The 25,902-nt window shown below is 45.4% G+C and carries 24 protein-coding genes; 5 read left to right on the top strand and 19 right to left on the bottom strand.

The features are described 5' to 3' along the window. Nucleotides 1–26: 26 nt before the first annotated feature. From DET62_RS04570 to DET62_RS04550, 5 genes are all read right to left on the bottom strand, one after another. Entirely contained in the window at nt 27–1,169 is a 1,143-nt protein-coding gene (locus tag DET62_RS04570; RefSeq protein ID WP_110013135.1) for a cupin domain-containing protein, read from the bottom strand. Next, on the bottom strand, nt 1,166–2,536 hold the full coding sequence (gene purB, locus DET62_RS04565; RefSeq protein WP_016341327.1) for an adenylosuccinate lyase: 1,371 nt from the start codon (nt 2,534–2,536) through the stop codon (nt 1,166–1,168). The genes DET62_RS04570 and purB overlap by 4 nt, the downstream gene beginning before the upstream one ends. A 54-nt stretch (nt 2,537–2,590) precedes the next feature. Further along, nucleotides 2,591–3,211 (bottom strand): high frequency lysogenization protein HflD, encoded by a 621-nt coding sequence (gene hflD, locus DET62_RS04560; protein WP_110013134.1) that lies wholly within the window; start codon nt 3,209–3,211, stop codon nt 2,591–2,593. Then, nucleotides 3,208–4,323, bottom strand: a complete 1,116-nt coding sequence (mnmA, locus tag DET62_RS04555; protein ID WP_110013133.1) for a tRNA 2-thiouridine(34) synthase MnmA — start codon at nt 4,321–4,323, stop codon at nt 3,208–3,210. The genes hflD and mnmA overlap by 4 nt, the downstream gene beginning before the upstream one ends. Before the next feature lie 80 nt (nt 4,324–4,403). Beyond that, nucleotides 4,404–4,979, bottom strand: a complete 576-nt coding sequence (locus DET62_RS04550) for a pseudouridine synthase (protein ID WP_110013132.1) — start codon at nt 4,977–4,979, stop codon at nt 4,404–4,406. A 106-nt stretch (nt 4,980–5,085) separates the two neighbouring features. Between DET62_RS04550 and DET62_RS04545 the strand changes: the two genes are divergently transcribed. Together DET62_RS04545 and DET62_RS04540 are read left to right on the top strand one after the other, a co-directional pair. Further along, entirely contained in the window at nt 5,086–5,841 is a 756-nt protein-coding gene (locus DET62_RS04545) for a hypothetical protein (protein ID WP_110013131.1), read from the top strand. A 7-nt stretch (nt 5,842–5,848) separates the two neighbouring features. Beyond that, nucleotides 5,849–6,694 (top strand): glucosaminidase domain-containing protein, encoded by an 846-nt coding sequence (locus tag DET62_RS04540; RefSeq protein ID WP_011234553.1) that lies wholly within the window; start codon nt 5,849–5,851, stop codon nt 6,692–6,694. Between the two features lie 69 nt (nt 6,695–6,763). Here the strand turns inward: DET62_RS04540 and ttcA are convergent, their stop codons facing one another. The 13 genes from ttcA to DET62_RS04475 form a co-directional block, all read right to left on the bottom strand. Continuing rightward, nucleotides 6,764–7,666 carry a tRNA 2-thiocytidine(32) synthetase TtcA gene (gene ttcA / locus DET62_RS04535; RefSeq protein ID WP_110013130.1) on the bottom strand — a complete coding sequence of 301 codons (903 nt, stop codon included), beginning with the start codon at nt 7,664–7,666 and terminating at the stop codon, nt 6,764–6,766. Nucleotides 7,667–7,732: 66 nt separating this feature from the next. Further along, nucleotides 7,733–8,659, bottom strand: a complete 927-nt coding sequence (uspE, locus tag DET62_RS04530; protein WP_011234551.1) for a universal stress protein UspE — start codon at nt 8,657–8,659, stop codon at nt 7,733–7,735. Between the two features lie 68 nt (nt 8,660–8,727). Beyond that, the gene (locus tag DET62_RS04525) at nt 8,728–9,396 is read right to left on the bottom strand and encodes a sulfite exporter TauE/SafE family protein (RefSeq protein WP_228757929.1); all 669 of its coding nucleotides are present in this window, start codon (nt 9,394–9,396) and stop codon (nt 8,728–8,730) included. Continuing rightward, complete coding sequence (gene ccoS, locus DET62_RS04520) at nt 9,368–9,553, bottom strand: cbb3-type cytochrome oxidase assembly protein CcoS (RefSeq protein ID WP_011234549.1); 186 nt, start codon at nt 9,551–9,553, stop codon at nt 9,368–9,370. The genes DET62_RS04525 and ccoS overlap by 29 nt, the downstream gene beginning before the upstream one ends. Beyond that, nucleotides 9,550–11,928: a heavy metal translocating P-type ATPase metal-binding domain-containing protein gene (locus DET62_RS04515; protein WP_110013129.1), complete on the bottom strand. Its 2,379-nt coding sequence runs from the start codon at nt 11,926–11,928 to the stop codon at nt 9,550–9,552. Before DET62_RS04515 ends, ccoS begins: the two co-directional genes overlap by 4 nt. A 4-nt stretch (nt 11,929–11,932) precedes the next feature. Then, nucleotides 11,933–12,430, bottom strand: coding sequence for a FixH family protein (locus tag DET62_RS04510; protein WP_011234547.1), 498 nt, complete (start codon nt 12,428–12,430; stop codon nt 11,933–11,935). A gap of 53 nt (nt 12,431–12,483) precedes the next feature. Beyond that, entirely contained in the window at nt 12,484–13,437 is a 954-nt protein-coding gene (ccoP, locus tag DET62_RS04505) for a cytochrome-c oxidase, cbb3-type subunit III (RefSeq protein WP_110013128.1), read from the bottom strand. Beyond that, entirely contained in the window at nt 13,430–13,612 is a 183-nt protein-coding gene (locus tag DET62_RS04500) for a cbb3-type cytochrome c oxidase subunit 3 (RefSeq protein WP_110013127.1), read from the bottom strand. Before DET62_RS04500 ends, ccoP begins: the two co-directional genes overlap by 8 nt. After that, nucleotides 13,612–14,232 (bottom strand): cytochrome-c oxidase, cbb3-type subunit II, encoded by a 621-nt coding sequence (gene ccoO / locus DET62_RS04495; RefSeq protein WP_110013126.1) that lies wholly within the window; start codon nt 14,230–14,232, stop codon nt 13,612–13,614. Before ccoO ends, DET62_RS04500 begins: the two co-directional genes overlap by 1 nt. A gap of 11 nt (nt 14,233–14,243) precedes the next feature. After that, on the bottom strand, nt 14,244–15,680 hold the full coding sequence (ccoN, locus tag DET62_RS04490) for a cytochrome-c oxidase, cbb3-type subunit I (RefSeq protein WP_011234543.1): 1,437 nt from the start codon (nt 15,678–15,680) through the stop codon (nt 14,244–14,246). A 142-nt stretch (nt 15,681–15,822) separates the two neighbouring features. Continuing rightward, complete coding sequence (locus DET62_RS04485; RefSeq protein WP_110013125.1) at nt 15,823–17,463, bottom strand: methyl-accepting chemotaxis protein; 1,641 nt, start codon at nt 17,461–17,463, stop codon at nt 15,823–15,825. Nucleotides 17,464–17,562: 99 nt separating this feature from the next. Beyond that, on the bottom strand, nt 17,563–20,688 hold the full coding sequence (locus tag DET62_RS04480; RefSeq protein ID WP_110013124.1) for an efflux RND transporter permease subunit: 3,126 nt from the start codon (nt 20,686–20,688) through the stop codon (nt 17,563–17,565). After that, nucleotides 20,681–21,760 carry an efflux RND transporter periplasmic adaptor subunit gene (locus tag DET62_RS04475; protein WP_110013123.1) on the bottom strand — a complete coding sequence of 360 codons (1,080 nt, stop codon included), beginning with the start codon at nt 21,758–21,760 and terminating at the stop codon, nt 20,681–20,683. The genes DET62_RS04480 and DET62_RS04475 overlap by 8 nt, the downstream gene beginning before the upstream one ends. 102 nt (nt 21,761–21,862) lie before the next feature. Here DET62_RS04475 and DET62_RS04470 point away from each other — a divergent pair, with 102 nt between their 5' ends. Continuing rightward, nucleotides 21,863–22,054 carry a CPXCG motif-containing cysteine-rich protein gene (locus tag DET62_RS04470; protein WP_011234539.1) on the top strand — a complete coding sequence of 64 codons (192 nt, stop codon included), beginning with the start codon at nt 21,863–21,865 and terminating at the stop codon, nt 22,052–22,054. A 17-nt stretch (nt 22,055–22,071) separates the two neighbouring features. Here DET62_RS04470 and DET62_RS04465 read toward each other — a convergent pair whose 3' ends face one another. Next, nucleotides 22,072–22,632 (bottom strand): NAD(P)H-dependent oxidoreductase, encoded by a 561-nt coding sequence (locus DET62_RS04465; RefSeq protein ID WP_110013122.1) that lies wholly within the window; start codon nt 22,630–22,632, stop codon nt 22,072–22,074. A 115-nt stretch (nt 22,633–22,747) separates the two neighbouring features. Between DET62_RS04465 and DET62_RS04460 the strand changes: the two genes are divergently transcribed. Together DET62_RS04460 and DET62_RS04455 are read left to right on the top strand one after the other, a co-directional pair. Further along, nucleotides 22,748–23,659 (top strand): LysR family transcriptional regulator, encoded by a 912-nt coding sequence (locus DET62_RS04460; RefSeq protein WP_110013121.1) that lies wholly within the window; start codon nt 22,748–22,750, stop codon nt 23,657–23,659. 320 nt (nt 23,660–23,979) lie between these two features. Continuing rightward, on the top strand, nt 23,980–25,896 hold the full coding sequence (locus DET62_RS04455; protein ID WP_110013120.1) for a Lon protease family protein: 1,917 nt from the start codon (nt 23,980–23,982) through the stop codon (nt 25,894–25,896). Nucleotides 25,897–25,902: the final 6 nt, after the last annotated feature.

The following is a 25,902-nucleotide window of genomic DNA, read 5'->3' as shown; positions in this document are numbered from 1 at the left end:
ATCAACTCTTGTTTACACAGAATCACTCAGGATTCGTCAATGTATAAGTAGATGATTCCCTGGTTAATTGTTTCGGCAATTAGCTCGCACCCGGCAACAGATTTTGCCAATTTAGCTAATTCTTCAGTAGCCTCAGAACCTTGCAGTTGCGCCAGCCATTCCGCGGTAGGTAAAGCCTCTTGTATAACGTGAAAGGCTTCGCCATTACCGTAAAACTGCGTGTCGCTGAGTTTTAAGAAACGTGCGCCCGAGGTCTTTTCTATAAATGCATTTTGCTGCGCGAGCAGAGTCGGAATTTGCTCAGCGGTGGTTGGCAGCTCTGGCTCGGGAAGAGGGCGTTTAGACTGGGAGATGATTTTTGCTAATAATGCGCCGGTTTCATCGCTTTCTAAAGCGTCTTTTAAAAACTGCTTTAATGCACTTAGCTGCGTTTTTTCAATAACCCATGAAACGTCTTCGCTGCTTAGAGCCGGGTCTTGATAACGCTCCTGCAATGACTCCTGTTGCATCGCAATATCACCTAACTGCAGCAGTAGCTCGGCTTTCGATGGAGCACGAAAACCAACAGAGTAGTTTAAAGACGGTTCCAGCGAGATACCGTCATGAGGACAGCCAGCTGGAATATACAAAACGTCACCAGCAGTCAGGTGCTCATTAATAACAGCGTTAAATTCGCCCTTTATCTGGCAGAGGTCTTCCGCGGGCTGATATTCCTGCATTGCTTGTTTTTCACCCACCCGCCAATGCCGGGAGCCTGCGCCCTGAATAATAAAAACATCGTACTGATCCAGGTGAGGGCCAACACCGCCATTTTCGCAGGAAAAACTGACCATTACGTCATCAATGCGCCAGTCGGGCAGAAAGCGGAAAGGGGTTATCAATTCACCTACGTCTGGTAGCCATTCGTTTACTGACTGCACCAGCAAAGTCCAGTCAGTTTCTCCGAACTTTTCGTAGTCCTCAAATGGGCCATGAGTCACTAGCCAACCCGATTCCGTGTCTGCCTTTGACTCAATAACTCGCGAGTCAGCGCCTTCTTCCATCGCCAGTCCAGCCAGAATTTCAGGGCTGACAGGGTCGGTAAAATCGGCAAAGCCCTGTCGAATAAGACAAGGCTTTTTCTGCCAGTAGTTCGTTAAAAAATCGTCTTTATCAAACACTAATTTCATAGGAGATCATCAACAAACTGAGTGGCGCGGCCAATATAATTTGCCGGAGTCAGTGCTTTCATTTCGTCTTTAGCGGCATCGGGCACGTCTAAAGAGTCAATAAATTTCGCCAGATCATCGCTGGTAATGCGCTTACCACGAGTTAGGGTCTTTAGCTTCTCGTATGGCTTTTCAACACCGTAGCGGCGCATAACGGTTTGTACTGGTTCAGCCATCAGCTCCCAGTTTTCATCCAGCTCAGCCGCTAAACGGGCTTCGTTAACTTCCAGTTTACTCAAACCTTTTAAGGTAGCCTGGAATGCGATAACAGTATGGGCAACACCCACGCCTAAATTACGTAAAACGGTTGAGTCAGTCAGGTCGCGCTGCCAGCGTGAAATAGGCAGTTTCTGAGCTAAATGCTGCATAACAGCGTTTGCAATACCCAGGTTACCTTCTGAGTTTTCAAAGTCGATAGGGTTTACTTTATGAGGCATGGTTGATGAGCCAACTTCGCCTTCAACAGTACGCTGTTTGAAGTGGTTCAATGCAATATAGCCCCATACGTCACGATCAAAATCAATGAGTACGGTATTAAAACGAGCTAATGCATCAAAGTATTCAGCAACATAGTCATGCGGCTCAATTTGCGTTGTGTAAGCGTTCCAGCTCAAGCCTAATGAAGTAACAAATTGCTCTGAAATGTGGTGCCAGTCCACGTTAGGGTAGGCTGCCAGGTGCGCGTTGTAGTTACCGACAGCACCATTTATTTTACCCATAACGTCTACAGCTTTAAGCTGTTCCAGCTGACGTTGTAAACGCACGGCAACGTTTGCAAATTCTTTGCCCATTGTGGTTGGCGTTGCCGGTTGCCCGTGTGTACGGGCCATCATAGGAACGGTTTTGTGTTCTTTCGCCAGTTCTTTAACCCGGTCGACCAACTCCTGCATCATAGGCAGTAGTACTTCATCGCGAGCCGTGTTCAACATTAAACCGTGAGAAAGGTTGTTGATGTCTTCGGACGTACAGGCAAAGTGAATGAACTCGGAAACTTTATTCAGCTCTTCGTTATCTGCCACTTTCTCTTTCAGAAAGTACTCAACCGCTTTCACGTCGTGGTTGGTGGTACGTTCAATAGTTTTTATGCGTTCAGCGTCGTCGACCGAGAAATTCTCAACAATAGAGTTCAGTATCTGTGTTGCTTCTTTACTTAGCGCAGGTACTTCTTTAATACCGTCAACGTCGGCTAATAATTGTAACCAACGAACCTCAACAGTCACTCGAAATTTAATCAGTCCGTACTCACTAAAAATAGGACGTAACATTTCTGCTTTTGAGGCGTATCGTCCGTCAACAGGTGACACCGCCGTCAAGGAGGAAAAGGGCAACATAAACTGGCTCTCCGAGGGTTAATTAAATCGTTAATTGTTACTTGTTACTGGTTATGCGACATGCAGCAGTTGCTGCGCTGTATCTAACATTTTCTTTCTAGAAAACACGAAATGACGACGCTTGCCGCCTACTTGCTGCCAAAGCACGGCACTGCGAATGCCAGCTAGCAGCAGGGTTCTAATATGGTGTTGATTTGAGTCCCGTTTTAAAAACTCCGGGTTACCATTAATGCGAATAGGTTGTCCCAGGGGGCTTATCAGTTCGCGATAAATTCCAGCCAAACTTTGCTGAATGCGGTAGTTTTCAAACTCAAACTCTTCTTTTTGACGTTTTACCTGGGTAATACGCTCGCCCAGTAAATTGAGTATATCTGGTTGCTTTAAGAGCTTTCTGGATAAATGAATGAGGCCTATCAGATAGCGGGTAACCTCAATGTCCTTATTTTTATTGCTGCCGGCCTGGCGAATAAACGCCTGGATACCGGGTTTAATGTTGTCCAGTCCGCCGTAAATATCTTCGATATTGTCCGGGTTTTGCTGTAAAAGGCTGTGCACTAAGGTATTGCTAATAGATTCCGGGTAAAGCTCTCCGCTGCGAGCCAGCTTCTGCACAGCCATAGCACTTAACGACATGCCAGCTAAGGCAATTACCCGTTGCTGCCATTCGTTCATAGCTTGACCTCAAAGTCTGTAATGCGTTGTTCAATAATGCCGCCACCTAAACAAACATCATCGCTGTAGAATACCGCAGACTGTCCCGGAGTAACTGCTGCGACCGGTTCTTTAAATTGAACCTGAAAGTCACCGTTACTAAGCGGCGTAACCCGGCAGGGAATGTCCTGCTGGCGGTAGCGCGTTTTCACCGTGCAATCGAAGGCCTCCGATGGGGCGCTTCGACTAACCCAGTGCAGTTGTCCGGCAATAAGGCCTTGAGAGTATAGACGCGGATGTTTCTTCCCCTGCGCTACAATTAAAACGTTACGTTCGACATCTTTGTCGACAACATACCAGGGTTCGCCAGAATTATCGGCCATGCCACCTATATGCAGACCTTTACGCTGACCCAACGTGTGGTACATCAGGCCTTCGTGTTCGCCTAAGGCTTCACCTTCAACCGACTCAATGGGCCCGGGTTTAGCAGGCAGGTACTGCTGCAAAAAGTCCTTAAACTTGCGCTCGCCAATAAAGCAAATGCCGGTTGAGTCTTTTTTGTCGGCCGTTACCAGACCTTGTTCTTCAGCAATTCGACGAACTTCTGGTTTCTCCAGTTCTCCGACCGGGAACAGAGTTTGTGCAATGTGCTCGTGGCTCAAGGTATACAAAAAGTAGCTTTGATCTTTATTACTGTCTAAGCCGCGCAGCATTTCCCATTTGCCATCACGCTGTTGACGACGCACATAATGTCCGGTCGCAATATAATCGGCATCTAATGCTTCAGCGGCAAACTCAAGAAAGGCCTTAAATTTAATCTCTTTGTTGCACATAATATCGGGATTAGGCGTGCGACCCGCCTTGTATTCTTCCAGAAAATACTCGAATACATTGTCCCAATATTCTGCAGCGAAATTGATTGTGTGCAGCTCAATACCCAGCGTTTCACACACTTTTTCAGCGTCAGCTAAATCGTCGGAAGCAGCGCAGTATTCGTCAGTATCGTCTTCTTCCCAGTTCTTCATAAACAGGCCTTCTACCTGATAGCCCTGTTGCATAAGAAGGTAAGCTGAAACCGAGGAGTCGACGCCCCCGGACATTCCGACAATGACTTTTTTACTGGCATTTGACATAGGTTGACCCTAACTGACTATAGCTCCTGAATTGGCTGCGCATTCTATCATTTTAGCGCGCACGAGGGTAGCTCAGGAAGTTACCAAACTGGTGGTTCTGAACGCCATTCGCCGGGCTGCATTGTTTTTAACTGAAAAGGACCCACAGCGGCCCGTATCAGGCGAAGGGTAGGTAACCCAACATGCGCTGTCATACGGCGAACCTGGCGGTTTTTGCCTTCGCGAATTTTAAGGCAAAGCCAGCTGTCAGGAACGCTTTTGCGCTCACGAACGGGAGGGTTTCGTGGCCATAAATTCATTGGTTCAGGCATAACGAAGGCTTCAGCTGGGCGGGTCATTCCGTCGTTTAACTCGACACCGTTCCTTAATTGCTCTAACTGCTCTTCGCTTGGGTTACCCTCTACCTGCACCCAATAGGTTTTCCAGACTTTGTACTTAGGGTTAGCAAGGCGAGCCTGATAAACGCCGTCATTGGTTAGCAACAACAACCCTTCGCTGTCTTTATCAAGACGTCCGGCGGGGTATACGTCGTTATGGGGAATGAACGGCTTTAAAGTCTGGTCGCCTTCTTCTCCGGTAAACTGAGATAAAACGCCGTAAGGCTTGTTTAGTAAAACCAACTTGGGGTTTGCCGGTCGTTTTGTCTGCGATTTCATGACTGCCTCAGATTGTTCTGTCGATTTAAATTGGATCGTACCAGAGGATACTCTAGTATATCGGGCGCTAGTTTATCTTACTGATCAAAAAAGTGTGGGAATTTCTGTGGATGATAACAAAGTAATAATTGGTGGTTCATTAGTTGAATCGCTTAAAGGAAACTATCAGCTGTCGTTGCGGCAAGTTTTTGAACAGGCTTTTAACATTACCAAATCAAACTTGACCCCGTTAATTGGTGGTTTTTTGGTTTTATTGGGTATTAATGTGGTAATGGTACTCATTTTGATGAACGTGTTTTCGATTGAGAGCCTGCAAACATCAATAAAACTTCAGTACTTTTCCAGCATTATACAAGCTGTAATCAGCGCTCCTTTATTAGGTGGCTTGATGTTAATGGGTATCAAGCACAGCGTCGGTATTGGCACAAAAAGCGCAGATGTTTTTAACGGTTTCAATGTGATGTTCCCTTTAATTGCTGTCGCTCTAATAAGTACTTTGTTAAGCATCGTAGCCAGTCAATTATTTGGGTTGATTCATCCAAATATTTCTATTTTGGCGCAACTTTATATTACGGTTATTTTGACACTCGCCATGCCATTAGTTATTGAGCGAGGAGTTGGCCCGTTAAACGCCTTGTACTATTCAATAAAAATTATCCATTTCAAGCTGCCTAAATTTATCTTGTTATTTTTGATTCTTGCGGGCTTGTTACTTCTGGCCATTATCCCCTTCGGGCTAGGACTTATCTGGATGTTACCAATGATTTATAACCTTATTGGAGTGGTCTATAGAGAAGTCATTGGCGTAACAGTTATTGAGAAACCCAAAAAAGACAGTTCGTCTGAGAATATTTCGGCTTGAGGACTACATGCGATTATTAACCATATTACTATTTATTGTATTGAGCGTAGCGGCACTACTTTTACCCTGGCTTATTAAAGATACCGAGGTAGAAACACCTGAACAGTCAGTCACGGCTCATTTACCGGCAATTCCTGAAGTGCCGGTTCAAAGAGACTTACCAGATTTTATGTCGATGACCGATGTTACAGAAAAGAAAGAAGAATTCTTTCGCTTTTTACTGCCTTTGGTGGAGGCCGAAAATATACGAATATTGCATGACAGAGCATACCTCAAGGCAATTCACGAACGATTTAAAAGCAATGAACTGACCGAAGCGGATAAAAAACGAATAGCAGATTGGATAGAGTATTATCGACTGGAAGACGATATTGCGATTGATGAAAATTTATTTGGTTTGTTGAAGCGCCGTATTGATATTATTCCGGAAATGATGGTGCTGGTTCAGGCTGCAAATGAGTCAGGCTGGGGAACTTCCAGATTCTCACGTCAAGGTCTGAACTTATTTGGCCAGTGGTGTTACTCCAAAGGTTGCGGCTTAGTTCCTAACCAAAGAGATGACGATGGGCGCCATGAAGTTGCGCAGTTTGATTCTGTTAACGCTTCCGTAAAAAGCTATATGCGCAATATTAATACTCATGGCGCTTATCTCGATTTACGTTTGCTGCGAGAGCAAAAACGCCTGGATAACGAGGACATACTGGCAAGAGATTTAATTACCGGCTTATCAAGCTACTCTGAACGAGGAGAAGAGTATATTGATGAACTCCGCGCGATGATTCGTATCAATCGACCCATTGTGAAACGAGTCAGCGAGGAATTGAATACGCCGGAAGTTCCGCAACCAGAGTAAAGTTTAAGCGAAATTATATTGGCATAAACATAAGAGAGGCTCAATTCAGAGCCTCTTTTTGTATCTGGTTTAGGCCAAATGTTTGATGGGAATATTGCTGGCAAAAACAGGACTCTCTTCAGTTTCAAAGTTTGAAGTAAAGCTGTCAGTATCAAAAGCTTTATCGCCATTTTCATCAGCAACGCCGTCTGCGGTAACGGCCTTAAAATCAAACAGGGCACTGTCGGCCAAATGTGAGGGTACAACGTTTTGCATTGCCGTAAATAAGCTTTCAATTCTGCCCGGAAATTGTTTGTCCCACCCGTTAAGCATTTGCTTTATTTGTTTTCTTTGCAGGTTTTCCTGAGAGCCGCATAAGTTACAAGGGATAATAGGAAACTCCATTGCAGCTGAGTATTGTTCTATATCCTTTTCACGGGCATAAGCCAAAGGGCGAATAACTACATGCTCACCATTGTCACTGGCCAATTTTGGCGGCATAGACTTTAACTTGCCACCGTGAAACATATTCAGAAAAAGGGTTTCAATCATGTCATCGCGATGATGGCCAAGAGCTATTTTAGTCGCTTTTAACTCTTTCGCTGTGCGATACAAAATGCCTCGTCTAAGACGGGAACATAACGAACAGGTTGTTTTTCCTTCGGGAATTTTGTCTTTTACGATGCTGTAGGTGTCTTCTTCAACAATTTTGTAGTCAACACCAAGCTTATCCAGATAGGCCGGAAGCACATGCTCCGGAAACCCGGGTTGCTTTTGATCCAGGTTGACCGCAACCAGAGAAAAGCGAACAGGAGCAACTTTTTGCAGATAGAGAAGGGTGTCCAGCAAAGTGTAACTGTCTTTGCCGCCTGACAGACACACCATAATATGATCGCCGTCTTCAATCATGCCGAAATCTTGTATGGCTTTTCCCGCATCGCGACGAATACGTTTCTGTAGCTTGTTGAAACTGTATTTATTTTCACTGGCCATAGTGGCTCCTGCAACCTGTGTCATCTGGAAGTTCTGAGGAGCCGGATTATACCTGAGGCATTAAACTCAAGCGAGGGGACTGACAAAGTCTTCTGGTTTAATTGCCAGCACGTCACAATTTAACTGGTCCAGTACGTGTTCAGCTGTGTTACCTAATAAGGCGGCGCTTAACCCCGTGCGGCCAATGGTGCCTAATACCACCAATTCCGCATCGAGTTGTTTTGCTGCTTCGGGAATAACCTGTTCCGGCAAACCTTGCGACAAATGCTGGTAGTGGCTGGAAATGCCGTAATCACGTCCCAGCGCGGCCATACGGTTCACGTGGTGCTGCTCGAGTGCATCGCTGTATTCGCTGACATCAAATTCAGGAATCTCCACCGCTACGTTAACCGGAGCGCTGGGGTAAGCATTGACCAGGTGCACACTTGCATTCAGTACTTTGCTCATGGACTGCGCGTGTTCAATAATACGTTTATTTAACTGTTGGTGATGTTCTTCTTCAGAACCGGTATGAACGGCAGCAATGATCTGCCCGTGGCTTGGCCACTCATGTTCTTTAACCAGCAAAACCGGGCAGGGGGCTTTTCGTAACAAGTGCCAGTCAGTTGGTGTGAAAATTAAATTCTGGAAGCTGGCACTGACCTGAGTACCTTTTATTATAAGGTCGTGCTTGTGTTTTATTGCTTCTTTAATAATGGCTTCAAAAGGTCGGTTATGCCAGACCACATCAATATCAATGCGAACCGAATCGGTATCAAATTCGCTCAATACGTCGGTTAACCAGGCTCTTCTGTCCGCTATAAGATTTGAACGCATAACGTCGCGTTCCTCACTGGATAGCATGGTTGTCATTTCGTAAGAAAAGTCATAAATAGACAAAAACAGCGTTAATCTGGCATCGCTCAATCTAGCCATATGTAAAGCGCGTTTTAATGCTTTGTGCTGCTCATCTGCAGCGTCTATAACAACTAAAATATGACGGAATGCGTCCATACTGACCTCGTAGTTAATCTATGTTCATTGTTAAGATTAGACGAAAGCAGAACGCTTTGCAGGCTTTATTAGAAAAAAGGTTTGATTAAGGTCAACATGCTCCATAAAGCATAGATTATTAGCAAAACACCCATAGCTGTACGCACGCCCTGGGCGCGTAAAAAGCGGTGCAGGAATTGACTGAAATGTCCGGCGGCTATCATCGCCGGCAAGGTTCCCAGACCAAAAGCAGCCATGGTTAGCGCTCCACCGCTAGCTGAGCCGCTTAAAGCTGCCCAGCTGAGGGCACTATAGACCATGCCGCAGGGTAACCAGCCCCATAAAGCCCCGGCAAAGAAGGTGGCAAAAATACCAGGCTTGTTTCTGAGCTTTGCGGCCAGAGGCTGTATTTTCTGCCAAATTGGACGTGCTGACTTTTCCAGATACACCAATCCTGAAAACCATCCGGTAAAATACAGTCCGAGCAAGAGGAGAAAAGCAACAGCTAACCAGCGAAGAATGATTGTTGTATAACCACCTTCCGGAGCAAACAAGCCAATAGCTCCCCCGACCAAAGCTCCAATAAGCATGTAAGAACAAACCCGGCCTAAGTTATACAGCCAGACATGGTAGGGGCGGGTATTAATGCCCATGGCACTGGCAATGCCCCCGCACATCATTAAGCAATGCCCGGCACCGGCCAGCCCCATCAGCAAGGCTGTAACTAAATCAGCGCTTGGATTTATCGGATTCATCATCAGCGTTATTGGTGTTATCTTCGTCGTCCATCAGAATATTGAGTCCCTGACGTTCAATGTCCTCAAACTGGTCGGAACGTACCGCCCAGAAAAAGACCGCAACAGCGATAATAACGAAAATTATAGCGATGGGAATTAATGCGTAAATTACACTCATTTTCGATACAACCTTAGAGAGTTTCCTATTACCAGAAGAGAACTAAGCGACATACCAAGTGCTGCTGCCCAGGGAGCAATCATACCGATAGCAGCTACAGGTAATACAGAAACATTATACACCAATGCCCAAATGAAATTCTGTTTCATAATCTGGCGTGTTTTGAGAGCGCTTTCTATTACCACTTTAATTTGATTCAGGGATTCAGACATCAACACAACATCGGCTGCCGTTTGCGCTAAATCAGATGCTTGAGAAAACGTCATTGAAAGGTCGGCTTTTGCCAGAACCGGGCTGTCATTAATGCCATCGCCAACCATCCAGACCGTATGCCCGGCTTCTTGTTGAGCTGTGACAAAAGCAAGCTTTTCTGCTGGTTTCAAGGCACTGTGATATTCAGGTATACCCAGTTCATGAGCCAGAGACTGAACTCTTGATTCACTATCTCCGCTTAGAATAATGGGTTGATAACCGTTGTTTTTTAACCAGTTAATGGTTTTAGCAGCATCTTCTCTTATTTGATCTTCCACTCTGAACTCGGCCAGGATGCGTTCTTTACTGGCAATGACGACCTGGTGCTTGTTAGTCGCTTTAAACTCCGGATGCCACTGCTGAATGTAAGTTTCACTACCTGCGCGATATGACTGACCGTTGAATTCTCCTTGCAGGCCAAAACCCATCTCGTTAGTGACATCCTGAAATGACGCCGGGGTGTCCGACAGCTGGCTTAACGGAACCGAAAGAGGGTGTTCGGAAAAAAGCTCCAGGCCGCTAATCAGTTCATCAACGGTGTTAGAGTCTATGTAGTCATTTCGCTCAACCAGCCGAAACTTACCCTCCGTTAGGGTACCGGTTTTATCCAGACACACTTTATTCAGTTGTTTAACGGACTCAAGGACATCCGAGCCTTTTAGTAAAATACCATCTCTGTTTAGTCGATGAATGATGCCAGTTAATGCTGTCGGTGCCGCAAGAGACAAAGCGCAAGGGCAGGTGGCAACTAAAACAGCCAAAGTAACCCACAAAGCATGATCTGGCTGGATCCACCACCAGCTAAAATAGGTAATAACTGCAACGGTTAAAATTGCAGCAATGAAATAACCCGCCAGTTTATCGATAACTTGCTGTGCCTTGGGTTTAACCGCTAAAGCAGAATCCTGCATTGCGATAATGCCGGCCAAAACTGTTTGCTGAGCAGTTGCTGTTACTTTTATCCGTATTGGAGAGTGTTGATTAATACTGCCGGCAATAACCGCGTCTCCAAGTTTTTTTGATCTGGGCAGGCTTTCTCCGGTCAACAAGCTTTCATCAACCTGAGCTTGTTTATTCAGTAATTCACCGTCTGCAGGAATAGTCTCACCAGCTTTCACACGAATAATGTCACCGGTTTCCAGCAATTTAATAGCAACGGATTCATAGCCCTCGGGAGTTTCACGGTTAGCCAGCTTAGGCAGTAAGGTCAGACGGTTAGTGGCAAATTTCAATGCTCGTTCTTTTGCCAGTAACTCCAAAAAACGACCCGTCAACAAGAAGAAAGTAAACATGGATATAGATTCGAAATAAACCTCACCCGTATTGGTTATTGTCGCGTACACACTGGCACTGTAGGCGCCTAATAAGGCGATACTGACGGGAATGTCCATGTTCAAACGCGATGCCTGTAAAGCTCTTAGGGCACCTGCATAAAAAGGTTGTGCGCTATAAAGAATAACAGGGGTCGCGAAAACCAGACTGACGCTCCAGAGAAAGCGTTGTAAGTCAGGTGATAAGTCGCTGACAACGCCGAAATACAGGCCAAAGGCAATCATCATAACCTGCATAGTAGCAATGCCCGCTACGCCTAATCGACGGATATAACTCTTTCGCTGCCTTGCATATTGTTGCTCGGCTTCATTGGGCTGGAATGGCAGAGCCTTGTATCCAATATTGGCTAAAACTCTTAAAATATCGCTTAGTTTTAATTGAGCAGGAGACCAGCTAACCTGAACCCGGCGGCTGGTAACATTAACCACCGCTTTTTGTATACCTTTAAGGCGCAATAGCTCACGTTCAATTAGCCAGCCACAGGCGCCACAGGTAATATTCTCTACGGTGAGAGTTGCCAGCTCGGTGTCGGCTCCCTCATGCCTTACAAACTCTTTTTGTAAGTCAGGGTTGTCGTAGAGGTTTAAATCATTTAATTCTTCAGGAAGAACGGGAGAGTCCTGTAATTGAGATGTGTCTCTGTGTTCGTAATAAGCGTGCAGGTTGTGCTGAATGATGGTTTGTGCCACAGCTTGACATCCAGCACAACAGACCGGTTTCTCAGAACCTTTGTACTCAACAGCAAGATTAACCCCTTTGGGAACCGGCTGCAGGCAATGAAAACATTCCATTCAATCAAACTCCGTATAATAACGGACGAAGTTTAGTCAACTCGGATTTTGGTAGTTGATATTTTTCGCTTACTTTCCAGACTTCATTAAAAGGCTCAACGGTTATGGTCCATTTGCCCTCTATCTCTTCAGGAATATCTGCTCGATAGGTACCATCTGAAGCAACCGTCAACATGCGGGTAAAGTCTTTTTCATCTTGTGTAGCGTGAATAAAAAACACTCGTAGAGCAGACAGTTCTTCCGGCTGGCCAGAAGCATATTTAAGAGTAAACAGGCCTTTATCAGCAGTAAACTCAAAAGAGATATTACGGCGTTGTGCTTCTTCAACATGCTCGATAATTGCGTTGATGGTTTTGCCGCGTTTGTAGTAGTCATCAACGACCATGGAAACGCCGCCCTGAGAAACGGACAGATAAATGATAACGCCACAAACGATCATCACAGTAACAGGGAGGGAAATAAGAAACCATGGCCAGAACTGCTTATACCAGGGTTGAATCATAGTGAGACCTCATACAAAAAGCCCCGCCGTAGCGGGGCTGTGTTTACTAGGTTTTATTCGTCGTTAGATAAGCTGTAGACATAAGCTGAAATAACGTGAATTTTATCTTCACCTAAAATGTTTTTCCATTTGGGCATAACACCGCTACGGCCATGGTGAAGGGTTTCTTCAATTTTATTAATTGAACCACCATAAAGCCAGACATCGTCAGTTAAGTTTGGTGCGCCAAGCTGTTGGTTACCTTTACCATCAGCACCGTGACACGCACTACAAACTGCGAAGTTTGCTTTGCCTGCTTCGACTAAATCGGCATCGCGTTCACGACCGCTTAAACTGGCGACATAGTTGGCAAGTTCAGTAATTTCTTTATCGCTGAACTGCTCACCAAACGCCGGCATATTCCCCTGACGTCCTTCAAGCAAAGTGGTTTTGATATCACTAGGTTTACCACCATATAGCCAGTCATCGTCAGTCAGGTTAGGGAAGCCTTGACCGCCCATCGCGTTCGAGCCATGACACTGAGCACAGTTTTGCAGGAACAAACGCTGACCAACATCTAAAGCATCTTCATTTTTTGCCAACTCTTCAATTGGCTGCTCTGCAAATGCTTCAAAGATAGGGCCATACTTTTCTTCCGCTGCACGAACCGCGCGGTCATATTCAACAAGCATCCCTTTTTCATGGGCTTCTTCCATTGCCTGACGAGACTCTTCTAAGGACTGAACGTCCTGGTTTGAGCTTTTCCAGCCAAGTAACCCGTTGAAATTACCCAGCCCTGGGTATAGAGCTAAATATATAAAGCCCCATACAAAGCAGGCCCAGAATAAATAGGTCCACCATTTAGGAAGAGGGTTGTTTAATTCTACAATCCCATCGAATTCGTGGTCCATTTCCTGACCTTCTTCGATGTGAGTGTAATTTTTCATGTTACAGCGCAGTAGCCAAATTAATATTACTAAGGTGGCCAGCGTTAAAACAATTATCCATGCACTCCAGAAGCTACTCATCTTTCTTCGACTCCGGTTTGTCGCTGTTATCTATTGATGATTCGTCTTCAAATATAGAATTAGCCGCATCATCAAATTGCTTTTTTGTCCGGCGGCTGAACGACCAGGCCACAATGGCAATAAAAATTGCCAGTATGATCAGGCTGAACACGCCGCGCCAAGTTCCGTAATCCATTACTTATCAGCCTGCTGTAGCGTTGTGCCAAGCGATTGTAAGTAAGCGATAAGCGCCTCCATTTCAGTTTTACCCTGAACGGCTTCTTTTGCACCGGCTATGTCCTCATCTTCGTAAGGAACGCCCAATGTCCGCATAACTTCCATTTTCTTGGCTGTGTATTTACCCGTTAGCTTGTTTTCTGCAAGCCAGGGGAACGCTGGCATATTAGATTCAGGAACCACATTACGAGGGTTCATTAAATGAACGTGATGCCATTCATCACTGTAACGGTCACCCACACGTGCTAAATCAGGGCCTGTGCGCTTAGAACCCCAAAGGTGAGGGAATTCCCAAACGTGTTCACCAGCTAATGAATAATGTCCGTAACGTTCCGTTTCTGCACGGAAAGGACGAATCATCTGGCTGTGGCAGTTGTTACAACCTTCACGCATATAAATATCGCGACCTTCCAGCTCTAACGCGGTGTATGGCTGCAAACCTTTTATGGGTTCATTGGTTTGGTTTTGAAACAGCAGGGGAGTAATTTCTACTAACCCACCGATAGAAACCGCAATGATCATTAAAATTGACAACCAACCTAAGTTTTTTTCAACAAATTCGTGTTTAAAACGACTCATTATTCTCTCCCTCAGGCAGTTTGTACGACGTTGCCTGCAGCTGTCTCACGACGGCCGGCACGAATTGTCTGATAACAGTTATAAGCCATCAGCAACATACCGATTACAATGAAAACACCACCGATAAAGCGGCCTGTCCAGAACGGGTATGATGCCTGAACACTCTCTACGAAACTGTAAGTTAAGGTTCCGTCAGAGTTTGTCGCACGCCACATAAGACCTTGCATTACACCTGAAATCCACATTGATACGATGTAGAAAACAACACCGATAGTGTGTAGCCAGAAATGGACGTTCACCAGCTTAATGCTGTGAATTTCTTTCTGATTAAACAGGCGTGGTACCAGGTAGTACATAGAACCGATAGTGATCATTGCCACCCAGCCTAAAGCACCCGAGTGTACGTGACCCACAGTCCAGTCTGTGTAGTGAGAAAGCGCGTTCACTGATTTGATTGCCATCATTGGGCCTTCGAAAGTCGACATGCCGTAGAATGACAGAGAAACAATTAAGAAACGCAGAATTGGGTCGGTTCGCAGCTTATGCCATGCACCAGATAAGGTCATGATACCGTTAATCATGCCGCCCCATGAAGGCACGAACAGGATAACAGACATGACCATACCGACCGACTGAGTCCAGTCTGGTAACGCGGTATAGTGTAAGTGGTGAGGTCCGGCCCATATGTATAAGGAAATAAGTGCCCAGAAGTGAACAACCGACAAGCGGTAAGAGTAAACAGGGCGCTCAGCTTGCTTCGGTACAAAGTAATACATCATACCCAGGAAGCCAGCGGTCAGTAGGAAACCTACCGCGTTATGCCCGTACCACCATTGAACCATGGCATCGACAGCACCTGAATAGATTGAATAAGACTTCATAAACGACACTGGTAAAGCAAAACTGTTCACAATGTGCAGCATGGCGATAACGATAATGAAACCACCGTAGAACCAGTTAGCCACATAAATGTGCGATGTTTTACGAATAGCCAGCGTGCCGAAGAAGACGATTAAGTAAGCAACCCAGACGACTGTAATTAAAATGTCGATAGGCCACTCAAGTTCAGCGTATTCTTTCGTACTGGTAAGACCCATAGGCAGAGTGATAACGGCTGCGACTATAACGGCCTGCCACCCCCAGAAAGTGAAAGCTGCCAACTTGTCTGAGAACAAGCTCACTCTACACGTTTTCTGAACAACATAGTAAGAAGTGGCAAAAAGAGCGCTGGTACCAAACGCGAAAATAACAGCGTTTGTATGTAGCGGGCGAAGACGGGAGTAGGTTAGCCAGGGAGTATTGAAGTTAAGCTCTGGCCAGACAAGCTGGGCAGCTATCAATACGCCTACAGACATACCGACGATACCCCAAATAATCGTCATGACAGTAAACTGCCGGACGACTTTCATATTATATTCGATCGGTTGTTGTGGAATTGTTTGACTCATCTTTTAAATCCGCAGTGATGTAAAATCAGGAAAAAGGTGACTTTTACCAGACAGACACAATCCATGTAAAAGTGCATTTATTTTACGTCTTGTGAGTTGAAAGGTACAGGGGAGATTACCAGTATCCCCTGTATTTTTAAGGTTATTTTGTCTTAAACCGACTGACAAGTTGACTCAAATCAATACTGTTTTTACTCAAATCCCGACTGACTTCAGCAACGCGTGTATTAGCGTCCTGATTGGCTTGAGAAAGGTCGGAAATGCCAGTGATATTCTCGTTCAGATCTTTAGTTACCCGACTCTGCTCGTCGGTCGCAGAAGCAATTTGTATATTCATGCTCGATATATTCGCAACGGCTTCCTGAATCTGACTTATCGCTTGCTCGGCTTTCAGAGCCTCCTCGTTTGTAGAGGACGAGCGACGTTCAACATCGCTGATGATCTGGCTCACATCTTTAATCGCACCCTGGATACTTTCCACAATTGAAGAAATTTCATCCGTTGAATGCTGAGTTCTGGTTGCCAGCGTTCGAACTTCATCGGCAACGACCGCAAACCCTCGTCCGGCATCGCCAGCGCGAGCAGCCTCAATAGCCGCATTTAACGCCAGTAAGTTGGTTTGTTCTGCTATAGCAACAATGACGCCGAGTATGTTTCCTATTTTGTCAGAGCCGTTTTGCAGTAAGCGGGCTTTTTCGCCTGCTTTACCCAGCTCAGAAGTCAGTGCTTCGATGTTATTAACAGATTCTCGTACGATAATAGCTGAGCGTCCAGCTTCTTCGTCTGCCGTATTAGCCGAGTCGGCCGCCTGACGGGCGTGATCAGCAACCTCTGAAGCTGAGGAAGACAATTCGGTAATGGCTGTCGCCACAGAACTTGTTTGTGAGCTAAGCTCATCACTTTGACGGCTGCTGGTACCTGATAATTCAGTCAATTGACTTGCAGCTTCGCTCTCATTCCTTGCACTTTCCTGAACACTTTGAACAAGTTGCTGAATTTTGTGAACAAAGGTGTTGAATGATTTTGCTAGTCGCGCAAGCTCATCAGACCCCGATTCATTCAATCGTCTAGTCAGGTCTCCTTCGCCTTCGGCGATATCAAACATAGCACTATTAATGGTTTTTAAAGGGCTGGTGATACTGCGTATGATGACAACAAATAACAAAAGTAGGGGGACGGATAAAACAACGGCTAAACCAGCTAACTTAAAAAACTCCTGCCATAGAATAGCGGTAATATTGTCGCTGTACTGTCCTGTGCCAAGGATAATATTCCATGGTTCAAAAACGCGTATCCGGCTGACTTTCGCGACGAGATTATTGGCGTCACTACCTTTTTGCCAAACGTATTCTACTGTGGCTTCGTTGGCCGAACGTGCTTTGCGAACCATCTCCTGGAAAAGACGAGTTCCTTCAGGGTCCTCATAACTCATGACATCCTTACCAACTAACTGTTTAGTAAAAGGATGCTGAACCAGAATTCCATCACGATTAAGTGTAAAAATGTACTCGCTGCCTTCGTATCGAATTCCGTCAAGGCTGGTGTAAGCTTTAGCTTTTGCTTCTTCCTCGGTCAAATTACCATCCTGGTATTGCTGGTGGTAATGACTGACCACACTGTGAGCAGTATCAAGAACGGAATCGAGCTTACGTTTTTCTTCCTTAACCAACAGGTTATTCAGTAAGAACATCATAAAGGCTACCATCAGGGCGGTGCCCAGAGCGGCGATGCCCAACAATGCTATAAGTCTCTGTGTGATACTTAACTGCTGTACGATTTTCATTAATATTCCTTATTCAACCGTCGGAAAGCTTTCGTAATAGGCTATCGGCAGCTTACAAAATCTTTACAGCAGAAAAGTAGCTTAATAATGCTTATTTTTCTAGGAGTTGATCTTTCTTCCTTTAAGTACCAACGCTGACAAAGCTGGCAAAGTAAACACGGTAACTAATGCTGCACCGATTAAGCCAAACATCACAATAGCCCCAACGCCCCGGTACAATTCCGTGCCGGCTCCGGGCATAAAAACCAGAGGCACGATACCGCATAGCGTGGTTAAGGTTGTAATGGTTATCGGGCGGACGCGCGACAGCAAACCTTCCTGAACCGCCTCTTTAAGTGAGTAGTTCTCTTTATCACGAAGATAAATAGCCCGCTCAACCACCAGAATGGGGTTATTAATGACTGTTCCCATAAGAATAAGAAAGCCAAGGATGGTGATCATGTCGAAAGGCTGACTCAGCGGCTGAAGCCCGACAGCGGGTAAAAGCTGACCGACACCGTTCATAAGAGCTAACCCGGCAATACCTGCACTTATCCCCATTGGTATGGTTGCCATTATCAGTAACGGATATCCCCAGTGCGCAAAAATTGCGACCATCAACAGGTAAATAATAGCGATGGAAATAACGTAGTTTTCACTTAGTGCGGCCTGGGTTTCTGCTAGTTGGTCAGCGGCACCGGATAACTGAGTCGAAATATCAGCAGCTATAACACCTTGTTTCCGTAAGTGCTGCAAAACGTCTGAACGAACTATTTCAACTCCAGATTCAAGTGCAACTGACTCCGGAGGTATAATGTTTAAGGTTACTGTACGGCGACTATCGACCCGGCGCACGGTACTGGTATCAACAATCTCGCGTACATCGCTTATAGCATTCAGTACTACAGGCCGACCATTGACATTAAGTAGTGGTAAGTCATCCAGCATCTCCGGTGTCACTTCTGTGCCTTTATTGCTATACAGGTACATATCAATTTTATCGTCACCCTGAAAATACTCACCGACAAAGGCGCCGTCAGTTAATGCAGAAACAGCATAACCAAAACTGTCCGCATCCAGACCTAATTCACTCATCCGTTCCCAGTCAGGACGTACCTCTAATAAAGGCTGAGCGAGAGTAAGAGAGTTCGGTGTGGATTGAATTCTGGGGTCATCAAAAACCTCTTGCGAGCGATCATAAATGGCTCGTGCGGCCGCATAAACTTCGTTGAGCTCTCGTCCACCAACATCGACATTAATGCTACGGGTACCACCATCATTGCTGCTGATAATGGAGCCTTTAGCTGCAAAGGCCCGCATGCCGGGGTAGCGTTCATAAACTTCGGTAATGACTTCCATAAGCTCATCAATCCGGCTTTTATCCCGGGTTTCGGCAATAATTCGAATATTCGACGGAGCGACGCTTAAGCTCATTGTTTTTAGCGCAGGAATAGTGACTCCCGAGCGAGTAACCTCATTATCTTCCGTCGTTAATGCCGGGTCGAAAATGTCACGTATTTCGTCTCCAATCGCAGACATAGTTTGCAAGTTATAGCCGGGTGGGGCGCTCATAGTGGCAAAAGTTTTAGCTTCTTCCCCCTCAGGCAAATATTCTGCAGGAGGCATTAGAAACCACCAAATAGCTACCACTGCGAGAAAAGTGACTCCAACGGTACTTAGTTTTGACTTTTTGGAACGCAAAAGCCGGCTAGTGACGGCTTCAATTCGGTTGGTCAGTTTGTCTGTTACTTTTGTTTTTGCCTCTGCAGGAAAGTAAGCCGCGAGTAAAGGTACTAAGGTCACAGAAACAAACATGGAAGCGATAATCGATGCCGAAATAGCAATAGCGATATCGGAGTACAATTGTCCGGCTTCCTGAACAATAAAGAGAATTGGAAGGAAGACCATGACAGTTGTCAGGGTAGAGGTGAGCACCGCGGTCCAGACTCGTTTTACCCCTTCAACCGCAGCGTCTTTAGGGTTTAGCCCTTTTTGTCGTTCCAGCTCAATACTTTCTAACACGACAATGGTGTTGTCCAGCGTCATGCCAATAGCGAATGCAATACCAGCTAATGAAATGACGTTGATGGTTCTGTCCAGCAGCAACAGCCCCAGAAATCCGGCCAGAGTACAAATTGGAATGCCGATAACCGCAATTAAAGTGGCTCGAGCGGAACGCATCAAACCATACATAACCAGAGTTGCAAACAGGGCGCCTAACAGTAAATTCACTAAAACATTCTGAACCGAGCTTTCCACATAACGAACATCATCAGAGTTTAGTGTAATTTCCATACCGGCCGGGCGCAGCAACTCCTCGTTAATGCGCTCAACTTCGTCCAGCATGGCGTATTTTATGTCAATGACATTAGAACCCAGCTCACGCTGAACCTGAAGGCTTAGCACCTGCTGGCCTTTAAACCAGGACTCACTGTTCAGTTCAAAGTGATTAAAGTCGATATCGGCGACATCTTTTAATCGAACCAGACTGTCACCGGTTCTGCGAATAATGGTATTTTCTATTTCCTCAAGCGAATCAAAACGACCGACAGTGCGCAGCAAGAAACGGCGTTTTCCTTGTTCAAGCTCTCCTGCTGAGGTATCTCTGTTACGCCCGCTTATTGATGTTCTTACGTCAGCAACCGATACGTTGTACTGAATCAGTGCATCTTTATCCATCAGAATACGAACTTGTCTTTGTGCACCGCCGCTAACGTTTACCTGAGACACTCCTGCAACCGATGACATTCGCGGTCGTACATTATCCTCAATGTAATCTCGCATCATAACCATATCGATATTCTTCGGATTATCCTCAATAGGAGCGACGCGAAAGTACATGAAAGCATTACTTGAAAAAGACGCAGAGAAAATTCGAGGCTCATCGACATTCTCGGGGTAATCCGGAACCTGACTTAACGCATTGTTAACCAGAATTAATGTTTCGGTAACATCAACCCCGAAAGGAAAGTCCAGTTCTATGCTTGCTTCGCCATTACTGGCACTGCTTTCCATACGTTGTAAGTTGGGGACAGTGCGAAGAAACTCTTCCTGTTCAATTAGTATCTCTTTTTCGATATCCTGCGGTGTGGCACCCGGCCATTGAGTCTGTACAGAAATCGTTCTGACTTCTAAATCAGGTATCATTTGTACCGGAATACGTAATGCTGCCGTTATGCCCAGTAAACAAAGTATTAAAATGGCGACGATGGTGACATGTTTATGCTTTATTACGGCTTCAATCATAGTCAGCAGACTCCGTAAGCTTTAGTGCCTGACCATCAGTTAGAGCTTCATTACCGCGTACTATGACTCTCTCGCCTTCACTTACACCGCTTTCCACCTCGACATAGCCATTAAAGCGTAAGCCGAGCTCAACGGACAGTTCCTTAGCTTGCCATTCACCATTTTCGTTCACCGCTATCCAGACAGAGGTTCTGCCATCACTGTAGCGAACAACCGCATCCTGAGGTACTGAAGTCTGAATTCGTCCGGTATCAATCTCAAACGAGGCACTCAGAGGTATTCCGACAACCCAGTTCTCCGGGTAATCCCCAGTCAGGCGAACCTGAAAAGAACGATCATTTCCATCCACAAAAGGCACTATGCGACTTAAACGAGCATCAATAGTTGTATCTTTGTAGCTAAGCGATGCTTGAGTATCAGAGTTTATCGAGGAATAGTAAGACTGCGAAAGAAACACATCAGCATGCTGATTGTCACTGCCGACCAACTGAAAAACGATCTGATCGGCACTTAGCCATTCGCCTAAATCCGCAGTGCGACTAGCAATAACGCCGTCGAAAGGTGCTGTAAGTTGATGATAATTTTGATTAACTTCGGTTTCGTTTAGCAATGCTTTTGTTTCTGCAAGCTGTGCCTGTGCAACCTGAACCCGGGTACGTGAGCGCCTTAAATCGCTAGTGGGAACAAAATCGGTTTCAGCTAACTCTTCCAGTTCACTTAGCTGCTGTTTTTCGTCGGCAAGACTGGCTTTAGCGCTGTCGACCTGAGCCTGTAAAGATTCTATAGTCGAATTAATTTGACGCGCGTCTAACCGTGCAAGCAAATCTCCTTTGCTCACTCTGTCACCTATATCCTTGTTCAGGCTCAATAACTTTCCTTCGACAGCAAAACTGAGTTGAGAGTTATTCAAAGCGGATAGGGTGGTCGGTAAGTCAACGCTATTAATTATCGGCTGCTTTTTAGCTTCAACGTACTCGACCGGCGCCTGAGCACGGGCTTGATCGCTAATTACTGCAGAGATAAAGACTAACGGAATTAAGAAAACAGACTGCCTGAACCATGATGGCATCATTCGTACTCAGCTATTTTGTTAAAAGGAAGTTGTCTATATGTTACGCAAATTGAGTCAGATTCGATTACTATTGTAGATTACAGAGACAATTAAGGGGCTTGTATGAGCTTAACGGATCCGAAAACATTCGAATGTCCTTATTGTATGGCAATAAATGACATTGAAATTGATTGGATAAATGATATTGGCCAACATCAGATTGTCGATTGTCAGATCTGTTGTCAGCCAATAGAGATCGAAATTCTGCAACTCGGGGATGATGTGCAAATTAAAGCGCACCGTGATGATGAATAAGGTGCGCTTTTAAAAAGTTATATTGTTTCAATTTCCTGTTCAGCTTCTTTGAAGCCTTGTTGGCGTGGTTCGTCACCCATGTTCATGCCCTCGGCGCGGATGATGGTCACGTCGGTAATACCGATAAAAGCAAGTACCTGTTTTAAGTAGCTTTCCTGATGATCCATAGCCTGTGCTTCACCTTGAGAGTAAATACCACCCCGACCAGACGCGATATAAACTTTTTTGCCGTTTACCAGGCCTTGAGGGCCTTGCTCTGTATACTTAAAAGTGACACCCGCTTGCAGAACGCGATCAATCCAGGCTTTTAGCTGAGTCGGAATGGTAAAGTTGTACATTGGCGCACCAATGACAAGCGTATCTGCATCGAGCAGCTCTTTAACCAATTCATCAATTAGCGGCTTCTCTTCAGCTAATAACTCATCAGCTGCCAGGTGAGGAACAGGGTTTGCAACCAAGTCTCGGTGAACAAGGGTAATGTCTTGTTTTTCTTTAAGTTTATTAACAATGTTCTGACTAACCTGACGGCTAACAGATTGTTCTAAAAAGATACCTGAATCCAAATGTAAAACTTTCATAGAAACCTCTTCGTTTTTTTAATTGATGCAAGGAGTATAATTCGTTCCAATTAATCTAATAAGTGGTTAAAATGGAAACTATCGTTCCAAATTCGGAACCGTAGAGGTTTTCTCAATGTCCTTTCCTGATGTCACAAACTACTACCTATTCGCTCAGGTTATGGCCTGCGGCAGTATCAGCGCAGCCTCACGGGAGCTCGGTTTGCCCAAATCCACCATAAGCCGAAAAATTGCTTTACTTGAACAAGAGCAGGGCACCCGGCTGTTTCACAGAAGCCGATCAGGACTTAAACTAACCGACGTTGGACGTGAGTTTCTGGTGCACTGCGAGCGACTTGTCAGCGCGGCTGAATCGGCTCAGCAAGTGACACAACGTTTACTCGATAAACCCCGGGGGAAAGTTGAAATAAGCGCGCCCTATGCTTTAAGTCAAAGCTTGTTAGTACAGGTGTTACCTGAATTTATGAGCTTGTATCCGGAAGTTGAAATTCAGCTTGTTGTGACAAACCGGCCAGTTAACTTAATAGAAGAGGGCATCGACATTGCTTTGCGCGTACGAAAAAATATAGAAGACTCAAGTTTAATAGCCAGACCCATAAGTCAGGCTCCTCAAACCCTTTATATCTCTCCCGATTTAATAAATCAGAACTCAATAACTGAGCCTGAGGACTTATTAACGTTCGAACATTTGAGTATGCATTACACCAACGGACGATATGGTTATGAATTGATCCATAGTTCAGGCCAGCAAAAAAACATCAGAATAAAACCCCGGCTTATCACCGACGACATGATTGTCTTACGAGAAGCTGCAATAAAAAAACTTGGTATTGTCGCTTTGCCAAATTACCTCTGTAACGATGCAGTGAATAGCGGAGAACTCGTCCCCGTTTTAACCGACTGGCATCTACCCATCGGGATCATGCATATGACGTACTCGCACCGACGCGGAATATTGCCGGCAGTGCGTGTCCTTATCGATTTCCTCGCTGAAAAGCTTCCGCATCTTGCACAGCAGCAGTTTTAAAAAGTAAGTGCTTCGTACTGGCGTTGTACATATATAGTTATCATTTAACATAATATACATTATACGCAATTATATATTTAAGAGAAAACAGCCGCAAATTGAAGTCCTTACCACTAGCATCCCTTTAAGGTCGCGGATTACCGAAGTTCAGCTTTAAACTATGAAAACTCAATACCGAAATTGAAGCCAAATGGAAGTTTCTCTCCAGTGACAAAATGGCAAAGATCCCGCAGAGAATCGTTATTTCCCACAGCAAAACTCTCTCAATTCAGCATTTCTGTTATCATGTCGTTATTGCTAGTTAAGAGAAGAACAATTAAATGAAATTAGACTGTCTGGCGCTACAGCCACAAACCGGCGAGTGGCTCAAAGAGCTGCCTGCGGAACTTAAAGAAGATGCCTTAGTTGGACAAAAACGTGCGGTTACAGCCTTAAACAACGCGTTACGTCAGCATGGTACATACTCTAATATTTATGCTTTATTTCCTGGTGGCCTTTTAAAGCGGGACATCCTGGATGCCTACTTTACGGATAATCGTTGGGAATTCACTAATTGGTATGACTGGCTGTATCTGGCGAATCCGTCCGATCCTCTGCGTCCTCTATGCGTTAACTTGCCGTCAGGAACAGCTGACGCAGCAATTAAAGCGATATGGGGCTTTCTGCAGCGACCGCTGGATCAGCGCGAAGAAGCTTACAATACAATTATTGAGCAATTCGACACGCACAAGCTGCGTGACTACATGCAACAAATACGAGATAAGAAGGCTGAGGACATCCAGGGAGAGAGCCTGGCTTCTGTTTTAGTGGGGCATCAGCACCCTGCCCCTTACTACTATTGCGACCGTGTTACTGAGGAACGTCTCTTTGGTCACATTGGTGTGCAATCGGTTGAAGGAACGGTCAGTTCAGAGCTGCATTTGATTGAGGCCGGCCTTTTGCATAAAGCAAACGGAGGCATTCTTGCTATTGAGGTTGCTCAGTTGCTCGAAAACATCACGCTCTGGAAGCGCCTGAAAGATGTTATCGAAGGCGGAGAATTTGAGTGGCCGCGTCAGTCACCGACTTCAGGTGCAGCTTTCTTTTACCGACCCGAGTCTGTGCCCATTAATATTAAGATTATTTTACTGGGTTCACGTAACGAATACGCACAGCTGCGCGAGTACGACGAAGACTTTGATAACTTCTTCCCATTTTTGGCTGACTTTCATGGTCATTATGCAACTCAGAATGAGCCGGTAGCGCCCTACTTCAATTACTTACAGTATGTGTGGCAACTCGCCGATGTGCTGCCGTTAAGTACAGATGGTTACTCAGCCTTACTGCGGGTTTGTGCCCGATACACGGATTATCAGCAGGAACTTACGTTAAACACAATACAGTTACTGCAATTGCTTCGCGAAGCCAACGACTGCGCGCTGCGGAATCAACACGCAAAAATAGATAAAGCGGCAATCGATTTAGCGCTGCAGCAACAACGGGATCGTGAAGGTAATCTGGCTGAACTGAGCCGCCGCAGCATACTCGAACAGCAGGTTCGAATTGACACTCATGGTTCTGCAGTTGGCCAGCTAAATGGCCTGACGGTAGTGACTATGGGCGGCAGTGAGTTCGGTGAGCCATCCCGAATTACTGCGACCATTCACTATGGTGATGGCGATATTATTGATATTGAACGTAAATCAGACCTCTCCGGCAATATTCACACGAAAGGGGTTATGATTTTAAGCGCCTATTTGGCCAACCAATTTGCCCGCCACGAACCGCTATCAGTATCAGCAACTGTGGTATTCGAGCAGTCTTACTATGAGGTGGATGGCGACAGCGCATCACTTGGCGAGCTTTGCTGCTTGATTTCAGCTCTGGCTGAGCAGCCGTTGAAACAGTCGCTGGCTATTACTGGCGCGATAGATCAGTTTGGTAACGTTCAGTCTATTGGTGCAGTGAATGAAAAAATTGAAGGTTATTATGCTCTTTGTGCTCACAGGGGCTTAAGTGGTGAGCAAGGTGTCATTATTCCTCAGTCGAATAGACATCAGCTTAACCTTAATGACGATATCATTGACGCTGTTAAAGCCGGTAAATTTCATGTTTACACGGTAGAGCATGTTGAGGAAGCATTAGAATTACTGACAGACACTCCGGTTAAAGAACTTTTTCAGAAAGTTCGGGAACGAACACTGGATAGTTCTGATAATGATCAACCCCGGGGTTTCTGGCGACGCCTTTTTAGCTGAGAAGTC

The sequence above is a fragment of the Idiomarina sp. H2 genome (genome assembly GCF_004364275.1).
Classification (GTDB): Bacteria; Pseudomonadota; Gammaproteobacteria; order Enterobacterales; family Alteromonadaceae; genus Idiomarina; species Idiomarina loihiensis.
This window is presented reverse-complemented; position numbering and strand designations above follow the sequence as displayed.